The sequence below is a fragment of the Wolbachia endosymbiont (group A) of Sturmia bella genome (assembly GCF_964030905.1).
GTDB classification, from domain to species: Bacteria; Pseudomonadota; Alphaproteobacteria; order Rickettsiales; family Anaplasmataceae; genus Wolbachia; species Wolbachia pipientis.
Genome location: NZ_OZ034988.1, coordinates 382,146 through 398,698 on the forward strand (window position 1 = coordinate 382,146; position 16,553 = coordinate 398,698).

Annotated in this window: 12 protein-coding genes and 1 pseudogene; 7 read left to right on the forward strand and 6 right to left on the reverse strand. The window is 35.4% G+C overall.

Features of this window, described 5'->3' with window-relative positions; translation table 11 throughout:
- Window positions 1–96: 96 nt before the first annotated feature.
- The 3 genes from putA to secB all read right to left on the reverse strand — a co-directional run bounded on the left by putA (window position 97) and on the right by secB (window position 6,475).
- Entirely contained in the window at window positions 97–3,237 is a 3,141-nt protein-coding gene (gene putA, locus ACQH3L_RS01875; protein ID WP_425384918.1) for a bifunctional proline dehydrogenase/L-glutamate gamma-semialdehyde dehydrogenase PutA, read from the reverse strand.
- A gap of 134 nt (window positions 3,238–3,371) precedes the next feature.
- Complete coding sequence (gene acnA / locus ACQH3L_RS01880) at window positions 3,372–5,957, reverse strand: aconitate hydratase AcnA (RefSeq protein ID WP_038199466.1); 2,586 nt, start codon at window positions 5,955–5,957, stop codon at window positions 3,372–3,374.
- Between the two features lie 14 nt (window positions 5,958–5,971).
- Window positions 5,972–6,475 (reverse strand): protein-export chaperone SecB, encoded by a 504-nt coding sequence (secB, locus tag ACQH3L_RS01885; protein ID WP_006279761.1) that lies wholly within the window; start codon window positions 6,473–6,475, stop codon window positions 5,972–5,974.
- Window positions 6,476–6,639: 164 nt separating this feature from the next.
- On the opposite strand from secB, the gene ACQH3L_RS01890 reads away from it, so the two are divergent.
- The 7 genes and pseudogenes from ACQH3L_RS01890 to ACQH3L_RS01920 all read left to right on the forward strand — a co-directional run bounded on the left by ACQH3L_RS01890 (window position 6,640) and on the right by ACQH3L_RS01920 (window position 13,611).
- The gene (locus ACQH3L_RS01890; RefSeq protein ID WP_010962367.1) at window positions 6,640–7,290 is read left to right on the forward strand and encodes a Tim44/TimA family putative adaptor protein; all 651 of its coding nucleotides are present in this window, start codon (window positions 6,640–6,642) and stop codon (window positions 7,288–7,290) included.
- A gap of 17 nt (window positions 7,291–7,307) precedes the next feature.
- Complete coding sequence (gene dnaQ, locus ACQH3L_RS01895) at window positions 7,308–8,003, forward strand: DNA polymerase III subunit epsilon (protein WP_425384919.1); 696 nt, start codon at window positions 7,308–7,310, stop codon at window positions 8,001–8,003.
- A 44-nt stretch (window positions 8,004–8,047) separates the two neighbouring features.
- The gene (locus ACQH3L_RS01900) at window positions 8,048–8,656 is read left to right on the forward strand and encodes an SCO family protein (RefSeq protein WP_425384920.1); all 609 of its coding nucleotides are present in this window, start codon (window positions 8,048–8,050) and stop codon (window positions 8,654–8,656) included.
- Window positions 8,657–8,686: 30 nt separating this feature from the next.
- Window positions 8,687–8,947, forward strand: a complete 261-nt coding sequence (locus tag ACQH3L_RS01905; protein ID WP_010962369.1) for a hypothetical protein — start codon at window positions 8,687–8,689, stop codon at window positions 8,945–8,947.
- Window positions 8,948–9,464: 517 nt separating this feature from the next.
- Window positions 9,465–11,852, forward strand: a complete 2,388-nt coding sequence (gyrB, locus tag ACQH3L_RS01910) for a DNA topoisomerase (ATP-hydrolyzing) subunit B (RefSeq protein WP_425384921.1) — start codon at window positions 9,465–9,467, stop codon at window positions 11,850–11,852.
- Window positions 11,853–11,945: 93 nt separating this feature from the next.
- Window positions 11,946–12,179, forward strand: a complete 234-nt coding sequence (locus tag ACQH3L_RS01915; RefSeq protein WP_425384922.1) for a hypothetical protein — start codon at window positions 11,946–11,948, stop codon at window positions 12,177–12,179.
- 337 nt (window positions 12,180–12,516) lie between these two features.
- Window positions 12,517–13,611, forward strand: a pseudogene (locus tag ACQH3L_RS01920) (IS3 family transposase).
- Window positions 13,612–13,797: 186 nt separating this feature from the next.
- On the opposite strand, the gene ispG reads toward ACQH3L_RS01920, so the two are convergent.
- From ispG to ACQH3L_RS01935, 3 genes are all read right to left on the reverse strand, one after another.
- A complete protein-coding gene (ispG, locus tag ACQH3L_RS01925) occupies window positions 13,798–15,078 on the reverse strand; it encodes a flavodoxin-dependent (E)-4-hydroxy-3-methylbut-2-enyl-diphosphate synthase (RefSeq protein WP_070356735.1) in 1,281 nt (426 codons plus the stop codon).
- A 25-nt stretch (window positions 15,079–15,103) separates the two neighbouring features.
- Window positions 15,104–15,724, reverse strand: coding sequence for a TRP75-related protein (locus tag ACQH3L_RS01930; protein WP_070356736.1), 621 nt, complete (start codon window positions 15,722–15,724; stop codon window positions 15,104–15,106).
- A gap of 197 nt (window positions 15,725–15,921) precedes the next feature.
- Window positions 15,922–16,467 (reverse strand): hypothetical protein, encoded by a 546-nt coding sequence (locus tag ACQH3L_RS01935; protein ID WP_095742623.1) that lies wholly within the window; start codon window positions 16,465–16,467, stop codon window positions 15,922–15,924.
- Between the last annotated feature and the right edge of the window lie 86 nt (window positions 16,468–16,553).

Sequence of the window (16,553 nt, forward strand, 5' to 3'; positions counted from 1 at the left end):
TTTCAGTGCATGAGCTGGTCCTTTTCGGGTTTTAGCGCTGTGTACATAACTGCACGAACGTCTAGTTTAGGGGTAAGAAAAATTAGGGCCCGCAAATTAATCCAAACACATAAGTGTAGTGTTACCACCAAATGCTGTAGTGTTAACACTTACAACTTTTTCTGTAGAAAAACGCTGTAAATAATGAGGACCACCAGCTTTTGGCCCAGTGCCAGATAGTCCTCTACCACCAAATGGTTGTATCCCAACTGCTGCACCTATCTGGTTACGGTTGATGTAGACATTTCCAACTGATATTTTTTTACTTATAGTGTCAATTTGACTTTGTATACGACTCTGCAAAGAAAACGTAAGCCCATATCCAGTACTATTTATATCACTTATAACTTCATTTAATTGTGACTTGTTAAAACGTATGATATGTAAAATAGGACCAAATACTTCTTGCTTTAATTGCGAAATTTTTTGTATCTCATAAATATATGGAGGAAAGAAATAACCATTATGAGAATTTGTATCCATGGGTACTTTAAATAACAGATTTGAATCTTCGTCCTCTGACATTTTTTGCGTATGTTGAGTTAGCATATCGATAGATGCTTTGTCAATTATTGGACCAATATCAGTACTAAGTTGTATTGGGTCACCAATCTTGAGTTCTTGCGCTGCACCGCATATCATTTTTATCTGCTTCTCTGCTATGTCCTCTTGAATAAACAGCACTCTAAGTGCAGAACAGCGTTGACCACTGCTACGAAACGCAGAAAGCAAAGCATCCATAGCCACTTGCTCTAAAAGAGCAGAGCTATCAACTATCATAGCATTGAGCCCTCCTGTTTCAGCAATAAGTGGCACAATAGGACCATCCCTATTTGCAAGCATTTTATTGATTATTTGAGCAGTTTGTGTTGAGCCAGTAAAAGCTACTCCGGCAATTCTATTGTCTGGAACTAATATTTTGCCTAAATATCCACCATCCCCAGGAATGAGGTGTAACACATTCTTTGGTATCCCAGCTTCATGTAGTATCTTAACAGCTTCGTAGGCAATAATCGGCGTTTGCTCTGCCGGTTTTGCCAGCACTGCATTACCTGCTGCAAGTGCAGCTGAGACCTGCCCAATGAAGATAGCGAGCGGAAAATTCCACGGTGATATGCATAAGAAAACTCCTCTGCCTTCAAAAAAGATGAAGTTATCTTCACCTGTTGGGCCCGGCAATTTTTTCCAGTCGCTCAGTTCATTTTTTGCTATCATTGCATAATAACGCAGAAAGTCGATTGCCTCTCTTACTTCTGCTATTGCATCGGATAAAATTTTTCCTGCTTCCACAATCAGAATGTAAATTAACTCTTTCATCCTTTCCTCAAGCAAATCTGCAGCTTTTTCAAGGCATTTAGCGCGCTCTTCTGCTGAAACATTCTGCCACTTAGCAAAAGCACTGTGTGCTATTTCAAGAGCGTTTAAAGCTTGATCGCTTGTTGCACTTGACACTTCTCCAATTACATTTTCCAAATGTGCAGGATTCACTACTTCGATAAATTCAGCATTATCAAATAGTGCTTTTCCATCAATTATTGGTCCAATTTGCCACTTTTTTTCACTAAAACCCTTTATATCATCTGCAAATTGTGAGACTATCACAGAATCACTAATATCCATCCCCAAGGAATTTTTTCTTTCTGGTCCCAAAATATCTTGTGGTAATGGAATGCCTGGATGAGGTTCATAATTAAAATTTATAGCTTTTTCCAGTGGATCTGAAATTAACTCATCGATTTTAACGTTAGGATCACTTATTTGATTAACAAACGAACTATTAGCTCCATTTTCAAGAAGGCGTCTTATAAGATAAGGCAACAAGTCACTATGTTCCCCAACGGGTGCGTAGACACGACAGCTAACATTTGTTGCAAGCTCTGACATTGCATAATCATATAAGTCTTTTGCCATTCCATGTAAGCGTTGAAATTCAAATCCAGGGTGGTTTTTATCAGCAAGTTCCATGATAGAAGCAAAAGTATAGACGTTATGAGTTCCAAAGCATGGGTAAAAGCTGTTTGGTTTACTCAAAAGTTTCTGTGCGCACACGAAGTAAGATACGTCAGTATAGCTTTTTCTTGTAAATACTGAGTAATCATTTAATCCCAATTCTTGCGTACGCTTGATTTCTGAATCCCAATATGCACCTTTTACAAGCCTCACCATAATTTTGTGCTTTGATCGGATAGCAACATCTTCAACAAAGTCAAGAACAGATAAAGCGCGCTTTTGATATGCTTGCACAGCCAAGCCAAGCCCTTCCCACTCAGAAAGTGATTCATCAAGCCGTAATTGTTCAAACAAGATTAAGGACATTTCAAGCCTTTCTGTTTCTTCTGCATCTATGCATAATGAAATGTTGTATTTTTTTGCTTCATGACAAAGCTCTAGCAGTTTAGCTCTCAACTCTTCAGCTATATTATCGAATTGACCAAATTCATAACGTGGATGTAACGCAGACAATTTGATTGAAACTCCATGCGATTTAAAACAATCATTTATTTCAGTGGATTCACCTATAGCTTTTATTGAGTGCATGTATGAATTAAAATACTCTTCTGCATCTTCAGCTGTGTGAGCAGTTTCGCCAAGCATATCAAAAGAGTATAAAAACTTACTATTGTCATCTAGTTTTGCATACCTTAAAGCTTCTTCTATGGTTTCTCCAACAACAAAATGATTACCAAGCATAGACATTGCTTGTTTTACTGCTTTGCGAATGATCGGTTCTCCTAAATTCTTAAGTAACTTAGAAATTGCGTAATAGAACTTCGAATCGCCTTCATTATCTCTCAATATACTGCTACCTATCATCAAGCTCCATGTGGAAGCATTGACAAACAACGAAGAAGAGTGCCCTAAATATTTATTCCATTCCTGATTGGCAATTTTATCTTTGATTATTTCGTCTATTGTATAATCATCTGGTATTCTAAGTAGTGATTCAGCAAGGCACATCAATGCTATTCCTTCATCATTGGAAAGCGAGTATTGCTGCATAAAGGAATCTACAATACTTAATTTATTGTGTTTGATTTTTTCAATAACTTGTTTTGCAATATTATAAATTCTATTTTTTGAATCAGCCGAAAGCTCTTCTTTTTCTACAAGATAACGTATATAACTCTTTTCATCAGTACGATAAAATCCTTGTAAACGTTTTCTGAGTTCATTAGGTTCTTGTATAGAGCTTATCATATATAATTATCTCCAAAAAATACTCCGACACCATATGTATGGTGAAATTATATCATAACTTTGCGCAGAGCAAATTGCTATTTACAAAGGGATCAGGGCTGGCTAAAAGAAGTCCATGCAATAACTTCACTAAATCAAAAAGATTGTGCAAGTATGTAGCTCAACACTCCACCACACATCAAGTATTTAGTCTCAGTTGCGGTTTGTACACAGCATTTGAGTTGAATTGATTGTTCAGAATTATCCTTTCCTTTGATGATACATTCTAGATTTCCACCTGGCACTATTTCACCTTTTATGCTTATTACCTTACTACCATCAAATATCTTTCTGGTTATTCCATTTTGGAATATAAGTGGAAGAACACCCATACCAACTAAGTTGGACCTATGTATACGCTCAAAGCTTTCTGCAATTACAACTTTAATCCCCAACAATAAAGTACCCTTTGCTGCCCAATCCCTACTTGAACCTGTGCCATACTCCTTTCCTGCCACAATGATGAGAGCTTCCTTGTAGCGCATCGCCGCATCAAAAATTGGCATAGTTTCTTGAGAAGGAATATATTTTGTATATCCACCTTCGGTGCTAACCATTTCATTTTTTATTCTAATGTTAGCAAAAGTCCCACGCATCATTACATTGTGATTACCACGGCGAGACCCGTATGAATTGAAATCCCGTGGTTCAATTCCAAGCCCTTTTAAATATAGACCGGCAGGACTACTCGAGGCAATATTTCCCGCAGGGGAAATATGATCAGTAGTTATGCTATCGCCAAACATTGCTAATATTTGTGCACCCTTTATATCGATTTTATTATTTTTAGGTGATAAGTTATCAAAATAAGGCGGATTTTGTATGTAAGTACTGTTTGCATCCCAATTATAGATTTCACTTTTTTCACACTTTATCTTCCGCCAATGTTCATCACCAGAAAAAACATCCTTATACTTTTGTATAAACATCTCACGTGTTACCACACTTTTAACACAATCTTCGATTTCATTGTTTGTTGGCCATATATCTTTGAGATAGACATCATTTCCATTCTTATCTTTGCATATTGAATCTTTTGTCAGATCAATTTGCACAGTACCAGCAAGTGCATATGCAACAACAAGTGGCGGAGATGCCAAGTAATTAGCTTTGACTAACGGATGAATTCTTCCTTCAAAGTTACGATTGCCAGATAAAACTGCAGCAACGGTTAAGTTTTTGTTTTTAATGCCATCTTCTATATCTTTATTAAGTGGACCAGAATTCCCAATGCAAGTTGTGCAACCATATCCAACTAGATTAAAACCCAAAGCATTTAGATCTACCTGCAATCCAGACTTTTCTAAATATTCTGTTACAACTTGTGACCCTGGAGCAAGAGAAGTTTTAACCCAAGGCTTTGATTTTAATCCAAGTTTAATTGCATTACGAGCTACAAGACCTGCAGCAATCATCACACTTGGATTTGAAGTATTAGTGCAGCTTGTTATTGCTGCAATAACTACACTTCCATCTTGGAGTTTATCGCTTTCCTTTGACTCATTAACTGAAAATGATTTAGAAAAAGACTCTGCCACTTGTGAAAGAAAAACCTTATCTTGTGGTCTTTTAGGACCAGCCATTACTGGCTTCACGCTCGATAAATCAAGTTCTAGTGCGTCAAAAAATGCTAACTCATTATTGCCACGCCACAATCCTTGCTCTTTCGCATAAGCCTCAACTAACTTAATCAGCTTTTCTGGTCGCCCTGTTAAATGTAAATAATCGAGTGTTTTCTGATCAATTGGAAAAAACCCACAAGTTGCACCATACTCTGGGGCCATGTTTGCTATAGTGGCTCTATCTGCCAAAGATAAATAATCTAAACCATCACCATAAAATTCTACAAACTTACCAACAACGCCTTTTGTTCTTAGGATATTGGTAACCGTCAGCACTAAATCAGTCGCAGTTACTCCTTCCGGCAGTCTGCCAATTAATTTAAATCCAACTACTTCTGGAATCACCATACTAATTGGTTGACCAAGCATCACAGACTCAGCTTCTATGCCTCCAACACCCCAACCAAGAACTGATAACCCGTTAACCATTGTAGTATGGCTGTCAGTACCAACTAAAGTATCAGGATATATGACTCCATCATTATTACACACAACTTGCGCTAAATATTCAAGGTTCACTTGGTGGCAAATCCCTGTGCCAGGCGGCACTACTCTAAAATTTGTGAAGGACGATTCTCCCCACTTTAAAAATTGATATCTCTCCAAATTTCTTTTTACTTCTAACTCAACATTCTTACTGAATGCGGAAACACTTCCATAACTATCTACTTGAACAGAATGGTCAATCACAAGATCAACCGGTACAGACGGATTTATATTGCTTGGGTTTCCTCCATTTTTCTTAACATAGTCCCGCATTGAAGCTAGATCAACAACAGCAGGAACCCCTGTAAAATCTTGCATCAACACCCTTGCTGGTTTATAGCTAATTTCGTGATTAGTGTGTTTATTAACGCAGTCTGCTAGTACTCTTATGTCATCTAGCTTTACGTTTACTCCATCTTCATTGCGCAATAAACTTTCAAGCAGAACCTTAAGTGAGCAAGGCAATTTAGTCACATCTATTCCTAAAAATTCACTAGCACTACTTAGGCTAAAATAGTTGTATGACTTCCCGTCAATGTTTAAAGTCGTTTTTGCATTTAAAGAATTGTTCATCCTATCACACTATATTAGTTAAAATTGGAATTACTACCGTTACTTTTTTGTTGTTGACCTTGCTGCTCATACATAGTTTCAAAATCTATAGGATCTAGCATCAGTGGGGGAAATCCACCACTACTTGTAACTCTTGCAATTATTTCTCTTGCAAAAGGGAAAAGAAAAGTAGGTCCGCCAATAAACAAAGCTTGTCTTACCTCTTCCTCACTCAACTCTTTTAAATTTTCTATTGAAAAAATGCCACAATATTTCGTCTCACAAATGAAAGCTACACCATCTTTTATGCCTTCATCTTTTACCGTTGCTTTGACTTCTATATGCAAAGTAATTTCATGAAAAGATTTTTCTTCATTCACTTCTTCTTTGTTTTTCGTCCCTTCTAATTTTGCTGAATTGATATTAACCATTACATTAATATCTGGAGCTTTACTAGAAGAAAGGAATGGCGAATTCGGATTCTCAAATGATAGATCTTTAACATATTGACCGTGAATTCTCATTTTTTGTTGTGGCATTTCTTACGTCTCCTTTAATTAAGTTGAGATATTTAATACTTTCTTATATAATATATTCATTTACAAACGAATAGCAAACCTGATTATAAGTTGATATGAAAAACATATTTTCATTAATAATTAATAATGTTCGGATACTTTATATGCCAAGGAGTTGAGTTACTATGATAGAGCTTGTAATATATGCTTTATTAGCGGCGTTCATTTTTTCACGTTTGTATAATTCTTTAGGAAGGTCAGCCAACCTCAACCTAAAAAAGCTAACTAATGTATTGGATGTAAGCCGAAGTAGAGAAGATGTAGTAGAAAACATTGAGGGTTACATTGATAGCAATGATGAAAATTCAATAAAAGTTACTTATAAACAAATATTAAAAAAAAACAAAGATTTTTCTATTTCCCACTTTATAGAAGGTTCAAGCATAGCTTTTGAATTAATAATAAAATGTTTCAATCAAGGAAATTTGTCTCAGTTAAAACCACTTCTCGATAAAGACTTATATGATAATTTTGCAGAGAAGATTAAACATCGTAAAGAGGTGCACGAGTCTATAATTGTTTCTATCGTTTCACAAAAGATTTTAGAAATAAAGCTAGTAAAAAACGCAGTGTTTATTGCAGTATATTTCCTTTCAGAGCAAATTAACTTCGTTAAGAACAATGAAGGAGATATAATATCAGGTAGTACATCCACTATTAATAAAGTTGAGGATGTATGGCAATTCAAAAAAAATGTTAATTCATCAGACCCAAGCTGGTTGCTTGTTTCTATTCACTATAAAAAGACAAGTAACGATAAGACAAATGATAAGTAAGATGAGTTTTATTTGAAATGGAAAGCAAGCTACGCGAAATAGTACTTGACACTGAAACGACAGGTCTTGACACTGAATCTGGTCATCGAATTATTGAAATAGGGTGTGTGGAATTAATTAACCGCATTCCAACAGGTAAAGTATTCCATCGGTACCTTAACCCAGAAAGAGATATACCTTATCACTCGTTTAAGATTCACGGTATTAGTGAAGAATTTTTAGAAGATAAACCATTATTTTCAGATGTTGCACTTGAATTTCTTGACTTTATATCTAATGATATTTTGGTAATTCACAACGCTGAATTCGATGTTAAGTTCTTTAACATGGAGTTAAGCAAGCTGAATGCTAGGTTAATTTCCTCAGACAGAGTGCTAGATACATTACCTCTTGCGAGGAAAAAATTCGCAGGATCACCTGCTTCTTTGAATGCATTATGTAAGCGTTTTGATATATCGCTAGAGAATAGAGAATTGCACGGAGCACTAGTTGATGCTCAATTGCTTGCAAAGGTATATGTTGAACTTACAGGAGGGTTACAAACCTTTCTGTTTGATAATGAATGCAATCAGGACAGTAACTCCACATTCGTTCAGCATAAAGTACGTAATCTAACTCCCAGAGAACATTTACCAAATAGTGAAGAAATTGATGAACATAAGAAACTGTTAGACAAAATTAACAATACACTTTGGAATAAATATATTGAATAGGTTAACCAATAAAGATACAATTCAATTTTACTGAGAGCATTCTAATGGTAAGGTTTATAAGATTATTTTCTAATGTGCTAGCAGCATTAGCAGTTGTTTTTTTAGGTTATTGTTATTTCACTAAAAAAGGCATATTTGCCCCAGCAGCGATTCACAACGCAGAAGTTAAGATAGGCGGAGATTTTTCTTTAATTAATCAGGACGGACAGATCTTGCGCAGTAGTGATTTTAAAGATAAATACATGATGATTTTCTTTGGGTTTTCCTCATGCAAAAGAATTTGCCCTATGAACCTTGGAATAATTTCAGAAACACTTGCAAAGTTAGATGAGAAAACTAACAACAAGCTACAAACATTCTTCATCACAGTCGATCCTGAGCGCGATAGCACGGAAAGACTTAAAGAATTTCAGCAGCAATTTGACCACAGAATACAAATGTTAACTGGTGAAAGAGAAAAAATAGACGAAGTAATTGCAAAGTATAAAGTATATGCTAGCAAAGTTGGTGGAGAAGAAGAAATCAACCATTCTTCAATAATGTACCTTATTGGCCCTGGAGGAAAATATGTTACACACTTTGCAGCTGATTTAAATTCAGACGAAAGTCAATCTGATAAGATTTTGGCTGAGATAAGAAAATACGTAAACTGAATTATAGATTTTTCTGTTAATTAGTCGAGCATGCAACTGCATGAGCATTATGATTTGAGAGCAATCTCCATGGGAAGACACACACAACTGTACGAACGTTGTAGTTTGGGAGCAATTCCCACCAGTGGGGTGTCATCCCAGTGCCCAGACACTGGGATCCAGCTTCTATGCAACTTAATTAAAAACGTTTGTTTTAGCGTAAGACAACTACCTTTAGCTCATCAGCTCAGTTATAAGCAAAATTTCTGGATTCCAGTGGGCTTTGTTGCATCGCTACTTATGAAAGGCTAACTATAGTTAGGATTATAAGTAACCCATTGAAAATCTTGTTTTTTTGCAATCAATCTGATCAAATTTAAGAATAGTAATTTATTATTTACATTAATAAATTTAATTCTATTGAAAATAGCTAAAGCATTGAAATTCTTGAATTTTAGCCGGATTAGTGAGTGGTAGTGAAATTTCTTTTACTCAAATTTAGGTATTCACTGACCGTTCTTGTTATAAATACCAGAATAATAAGCTACTGATATTCTCCATCTTTTTTATCTTTAATCCATCATAGCTAGCGATGCAACAAAGCCATTCCAGTGTCAAGCACTGGAATGACATCATCTGTTGTGCAATTTACCTTCAAAAATGAATGTTCGTACAGTTATGGAAGACACATTGGAATGACACTATTTGCTGTCTTCAAAAATAAACATTCGTAAAGTTGTGCTTTTAATATGGGTTATCAGTTTAAAAATGTTGCTAATCAGCATATATGAATGTAATATTAATTAACATTCATAAACGAAGCAATACCATGGAAAATAGTTATAATGCCGATGCAATAAAAATCTTAAGGGGTCTTGATGCTGTAAGGAAACGTCCAGGTATGTACATTGGTGACACTGACGATGGATCTGGCTTGCACCACATGGTATATGAGGTTGTTGATAACGCAATAGATGAATCTTTAGCTGGGTATTGTGATAAAATTGAAGTTAGCATAAATAAAGATGGTTCAGTATCAGTAACCGACAATGGTCGTGGCATTCCAACTGACATTCATGAAGAAGAAGGAATATCAGCAGCAGAGGTAATAATGACTCAACTCCATGCTGGTGGTAAATTTGACAGCAATACCTATAAAGTTTCTGGGGGATTACATGGTGTTGGAATCTCAGTTGTGAATGCATTATCAAGCTGGTTGGAATTAATTATTTGGCGCAATAAGAAAGAACACTTTATGCGTTTTGAAGATGGTGAGTCTATTGAACCTTTAAAGGTAGTCAACGAAAATACAAACAAAAGAGGAACTAAAGTCACGTTCATGCCATCAACAGAGACTTTTAATGGCATTAATTTCAGTTACTCAACGCTTGAAAGTCGTATAAGAGAATTAGCATTTTTAAATTCAAATATCGACATTACTTTACGTGATCTGCGCAATGAACCATATACAGAATCTCATTTCAATCAGAGCAATCAATCTAAAGACAATTTTGGTACAGCAAATTTTGTGCAGTATTTAGATAAGAATAAGACACATGTAACTAAAATTGCCAGTATGAAAGGAGATGCAGAAGATCTTGGCATCAGCTTGGAAATATCGATGGAATGGAATGATTCCTACTATGAGAATATGTTGTGTTTCACTAATAATATACGGCAACGAGATGGTGGTACGCATTTGGCAGGATTTAGATCTGCACTAACTAGATGTATCAATACCTATGCAACTAATGAAGGGTTTTTAAAGAAAGCAAAAGTAAATTTAACTGGAGAGGACGTTAGAGAAGGTTTAACTTGTGTTTTATCTCTTAAGATGCCTGATCCTAAGTTTTCTTCACAAACAAAAGATAAACTAGTTAGTTCTGAAGCACGTGCAGTTGTAGAAAGTATAGTTTCTGATAAATTGAGCACAATCCTTGAAACTGATCCCAAATTGGCAGCAAGCATAGTAGAAAGAGCAATCAGGTCAGCAAAAGGAAGAGAAGCTGCAAGAAAAGCGCGCGAGCTAGTTAAAAGCAAAAACAATATTGATATTGCAACTCTGCCAGGAAAGCTTGCTGATTGTCAGGAAAAAGCTCCTGAGTTATCGGAATTATTTATAGTAGAGGGTAATTCAGCAGGTGGTACTGCAAAGCAGGGGCGTAATCGTAAAACACAAGCAGTGCTTGCCTTAAGAGGAAAAATTCTAAACGTAGAACGTGTAAGTTTAGATCGTATTTTTTCATCTGCAGAAATAGGCTCTTTAATTACTGCAATTGGTGCTGGAATAGGGAGTGAACACTTCGATATTGAAAAAGCTAGATATCATAAAATTATCATCATGACAGATGCAGATGTTGATGGTTCACATATAAGAACTTTGATTCTAACTTTCTTTTTTAGACATATGCGTGAAGTTATTGAAAAAGGTTACTTATACATAGCACAGCCACCCCTCTATAAAGTTACAAAGAATGCCAAAGACACTTATATTAAAGATGACGAAACTTTTGAAGAGTATATAATAAACTCAGCAGTTAAAAGATTAACACTAAGTGGTACAGCTACAGAATTTAACAACTTGCGCCTTATTTTGAATAAATGCGTTAGCACTTCTAATATTAGCAAAAATTATGATAGAGAAATACCACAAAATCTCTTAGAGTCATTGCTAATTTTAAGTAAAAAGAATGCTCTATCATCGGCTGATGAGATATTAAAGTATTTGAAGTTAATGTACAGCGAATACACTTGGGAAGTGGAAATAAAAGATGAAGAAAAAGAAATTCATATCTCTAAATTGTTTCAAGGATTGGCAGACAAATATATATTTGCACTTAGTATGCTTGAAGGCAAAGATATGCGAAACATATTAAGTTTGCTTGATGGTATAAGTAATTTATTTAATGGTGATTCATTTTTAAAGTCACAAGAAACTGAAATAAGAATCACTTCTCCAAGTACGCTTGCAAAAATAATAATGGACTATGGTAAAAAAGGTTTAACTCTGCAGAGATTTAAAGGTCTTGGTGAAATGAATGCTGATCAGCTATGGGATACTACGTTAAATCCTGAGGCTAGAACTTTATTAAAGGTTGAAATAAAAGATTGTGAAGAAGCTGATTCCATATTTTCAATATTAATGGGTGATATAGTTGAACCACGCCGTGATTTTATTAATAGCAATGCACTTAATGTGCATGATGTTGATATTTGAACTTTTAGCAAAATGTACGAACATTACGGGTTTAAGCAAAGACTGTGTCATTCAAGTAGCTGACACTGGTTCCTTTATAACGGTGTCATTCCAGTGCTTGACACTGGAATCCAGGTTGCTCACAAGCAAACTAGCATAGAAAGTGGTTACAACGTTTTCGATGAGATTGCAGAAAGGCTGGATTCCAGTGTCAAGCACTGGAATGAAAGCAGTCCTACGTCATGCCGCGATTCATTCGCGGTATCTCTAGATCCCGCTAACAAGCAGCGGGATGACGGTTGTCAGGGTGTCATCCCACTACCTTCTCCTGTCATCCAAGTAGCTTGACACTTGTATCTTTATGATGTGAGGCATTAGAGCTAAAATACCTCACAGGGAGGGTGAAGCTGATGCAACGCTAATGCCATTAAGGCCGAATCCCAGATTTTGCTTCCCTCCCATAGAGTTATAGCTCTTCTCATAATAATCCCAATAAGGTAAGAATGGATTTATGGTAGAGGGGTTTGTATGCCAGAAGCGTATAGTTACGACTTAAGGAAAAAAGCAAAGGAAGCATTGGATGAAGGAGAAAGTAGAGCAACTGTTGCCAAGTGACCTTACCCAGAAAAAGTGGAGAGAAAGAAAGGAGTTTTTTCGGGTAAAATAAAATTTTGGAGGATTAGAAATGGCAAGAGAATATACGGCAGAATTCAAATTGGAAGCTGTTAAACTGGCAAATGAACAAAGAAAGGCAGGTCAAACAATTACAAAAATAGCAAAGGATTTAGGAATAAAGGGTGGTTTATTAGGAAAATGGATAAAGAAACACAACGAAAAAAAGTCGGCAGCAGATGCATTTCCAGGTAGAGGTAACATGGCTCCTTACGACAAAGAGAGGTTTGATTTACAAAGCAAGAGTAACAAGGGAAAGAGACATTTAAAAAAAAGCCCTGGCCAGTCAAAAAGAGTAAAATATTTTTTCATAAAAGAGCATAGTAAACACTATAAAGTGCAGGAATTATGTAGGGTTTTCTGCTAGTGGCTACTATAAGTGGACTACAAGGAAAATAAGCAGTAGAGAATCAGCAAATAAAGAGTTATTAGCAGATATTCAAAAAATATATCAAGCTTCTAAATGTAGATATGGAGCTCCTAAAATTCATGCTGAATTAAAGGCTTTGGGTAAAAGTTGCAACTTAAAAACAGTGCAAAGTATTATGCAGAAAAATGGTATTCAGGCTATATTGAGAAGAAAATTTAAAATTAAGAAACAACAAACGGACAGTAGCTCCCAATATATTAGACCAAAACTTTATTGTCGATCAACCAAATAAAGTATGGGATTACTTATATAAAAACCAAAGAAGGATGGCTATATTTGGCAACAATAATCGATCTATATTCACGCATGGTAGTTAATGAGCAGTTCAATAAATAAACAATTGGTTATGGACTCTTTATTAATGGCCGTTAACAAGCGTAAACCTGCCAAAAATCTACTATTACATAGTGATCAAGGTTCACAATATACTTCGCAAGGTTATCAATATCTCTTATCCATAAAAAACATAGATGAGTTATAAAGGTTGTTGTTACGACAATTCTGTTGTGGAAAGCTTCTTCAGTTCTCTAAAAAGGGAGTTACCAATAGACACCTCTCGGCACTCTAAACAGCATATCAAAACTGCTATATTTGAATATATAGAAATTTTTTATAACAAACAACGTCACTATTAACTATTGCATTCCTGAGCATTTTGATTCATCATTCTCTTTGTGAAAAACATTCCAAACTTTCTCTCCACTTTTTCTGGGTAAGGTCAGTCAAACCTCCATTTTTTTTATATCAATTTATTACTTTTTTTTCGGTTTGACACACTTTTTTGAACATTCCCAACGAAAAAAGAAAAACAAGGTTTAATTTTCTTTTTTATTTGCGATTTATCTATTAATTAACCGTGAAAGGTTACGTGTAATGCTTCTTCACATAATTATCAATAATTGCCTTAAATTCTTCAGAGACATTATCACCTTGTAAAGTTTTGAAATATTTGCCGTTTTTGTAGACTGCTGAAACAGGTTTTTCTCCATATCCAGGTAAGCTGATTCCCAAATTTGCGTGTTTGCTTTCTCCAGGACCATTTACTATGCATCCCATAACAGCAATGTTCATATGCTCTACACCTGGATTTTTTTTCTTCCACATCGGCATATGAGTTTTTATATAGCCATTCACCTCTTCAGTTAATATACGAAAACGATCGCTACTCGTGCGCCCACAACCAGGACATGAATTAACCTGAGGGTTAAAGTGTCGCAAGCCTATAGACTGCAATATTTCCTGACACACCACCACTTCATTAGTACGCGATTCACCAGGACGTTGAGTCAAAGAAGCCCGTATTGTATCTCCAATGCCATTTTGCAATAAATAAGTAAGCCCTGCTGCGGTATTTACCACACCTTTATTGCCCATACCAGCCTCAGTTAAACCCAAATGCAGCGCATAATTGGAAGATTTTGCAAGTGCCATATAAACTAAAATTAAATCTTGTACTTTGCTAACTTTACATGAAATGATTATTTTGTTTGAATTTAGACCAATTTCTTCAGCTTTTTTTGCACTATCAAGAGCAGACATTACAAGTGCTTTGCGCAGTATAACATCAGAAGGCCTTGAATTACTAAGCGAAGAGTTTTCATCCATCAATTTTTGCAAAAGGTATTTATCAAGACTACCCCAATTTACCCCAATTCTAACCGGAAGATCGTGCATTATTGCATACTCTATCACCCTTTCAAACTTCTCATCACGTTTGTCGCCAAAGCCTATATTGCCTGGATTGATTCTAATTTTACCCAGCATTTTGATGTTGTCTGGATAATCTTGAACTAATTTATCTAGCTCATATTGACCGCAGCCTACCAATATTTTACCGTCAAAACCTTCTTTATTTATCTCTTCTACTATATAAGGTATTGCTCTTGCTACCTCCTCTGAGTTCAAGGCAATTCGCACCAATTCTGAACCTGTACGCGCTAGTTCTGTTATCTCTTTTGCATAATGTTTTGCGCTACTTTTTATATTATCAGCATCTATATGCACGCCAAGCGCCATAGATTGTACAACTACAGGATTATTTCCGCCTATCTTTACTTTTCCAACTTCTACAACATGAGTTTTGTGCCTGGAAATCTGCGATAATTCATATGTATTATCATTCAATATCAGGTCTTTATCTAGCATATTATTAATGGCCAATATTGTGATACTATTTTACTGTGTCAGCTACACTGCCAAATGAACTTGAACCATTCAAACTATAAGCATCTACGTTATCCAAATTAGCAATAGAATCATGTGAGCACGTTCTTCTTGATGGAGTTTCTTTTATAGTGACATTTATAGGAGAAACTTTCTTTTCTCGTGTTGAAGTAACTTTCTTCTCTTCTTGTTGTTCACTTTCATGCTGCTTATTTTCATACTGGAAAACTGACTCTTGATCTATAAATACAGCACCCCTTAAACGTGCGATATTAATACCATGCTGATTTATCATAGTGCTCTCCTCATCGTCGACTATGCAAGCTTCCATGTCATTTGGCTCATTATCAAGACTAGCAATTTTTTTCTCTTTTAATTTTTTGATTAGATCTTCTTTATTTATAGCTCGATCTTGTAATTTTTTTTTCTTGAGCAATTCCCTACGCTTCTCATACAGTTTATATGACTCAGCAAAATCCTCATCTGTATGAAAGTTTGCACCACCAGGGTTACCAGGAGGTATGTATCTCTTACTGAGCTTAGATTTAGCTTCAGCACTATGCACAGTAAAAAAGCTAGAAACCAAAAACATTAATATAAATAAAATTTTAGAAAAAACCCTAAGCATATGGTGCTATAGTAAATATCGTATTTTAAAAGATAGCAATTAACAAACTTTAAGTAAACCAGAATCTTTACTAACTTTACAATACAAATATTTTTCTAAAAAGTGATATGTTTGCTATCAAAAAAACCTACGCAGACTAAGAGAAGAGTAAGGTGTTACAAGTTGCGTAACACCTTTTCAAGAAAAGTGTTATGCAGCTATATGTTTGCAACTTTTAAGTTATTCTGTAGTTTTTCAGTACCATCGGTAGTATCTACATTATTAAGTTTTGCGTCTGGCGTATCTTTAGATAAGTCGTTTTTTTTCTCTTTATCAAGCTTAACTCCCTGATAGATACAGAATGCAACAAAACTAGTTATTGCTATTGCGGCAACAGCACTGACTATGATACAAATTGCCATTATTTTTTGTTGATCTGCTACTGCCTCTGCAAGTGTTTCCACTTTTTCTTGCAGGCCGTTTAAGTGCTCTTGCATAGCTTGAAACTGCTTAGTACCAATCTTGTCTTCTAATGCACTAAAAACTTTTTCAAACTGCTCAACATCTATCTTTTGAGCTTCTTGCCATTCTTTTAATGCACTAAATACCTCTTCAAACTGTTTAGCATCTATCTTTTGAGCTTCTTGCCATTCTTTTAATGCACCAAAAACTTTTTCAAACTGCTCAGCATCAATTTGTTGACTTTCCTGCAATGCTGTTATATCTGACTCATCAAAGCCAAGTACCCATTTAGTTATACCCATTTTTAACCCCCTAGTTAATTAATATATTATAATTTTACATTCCAAATGTTTAAATTATTATTAAATCAATTGTCATTATGTATTGA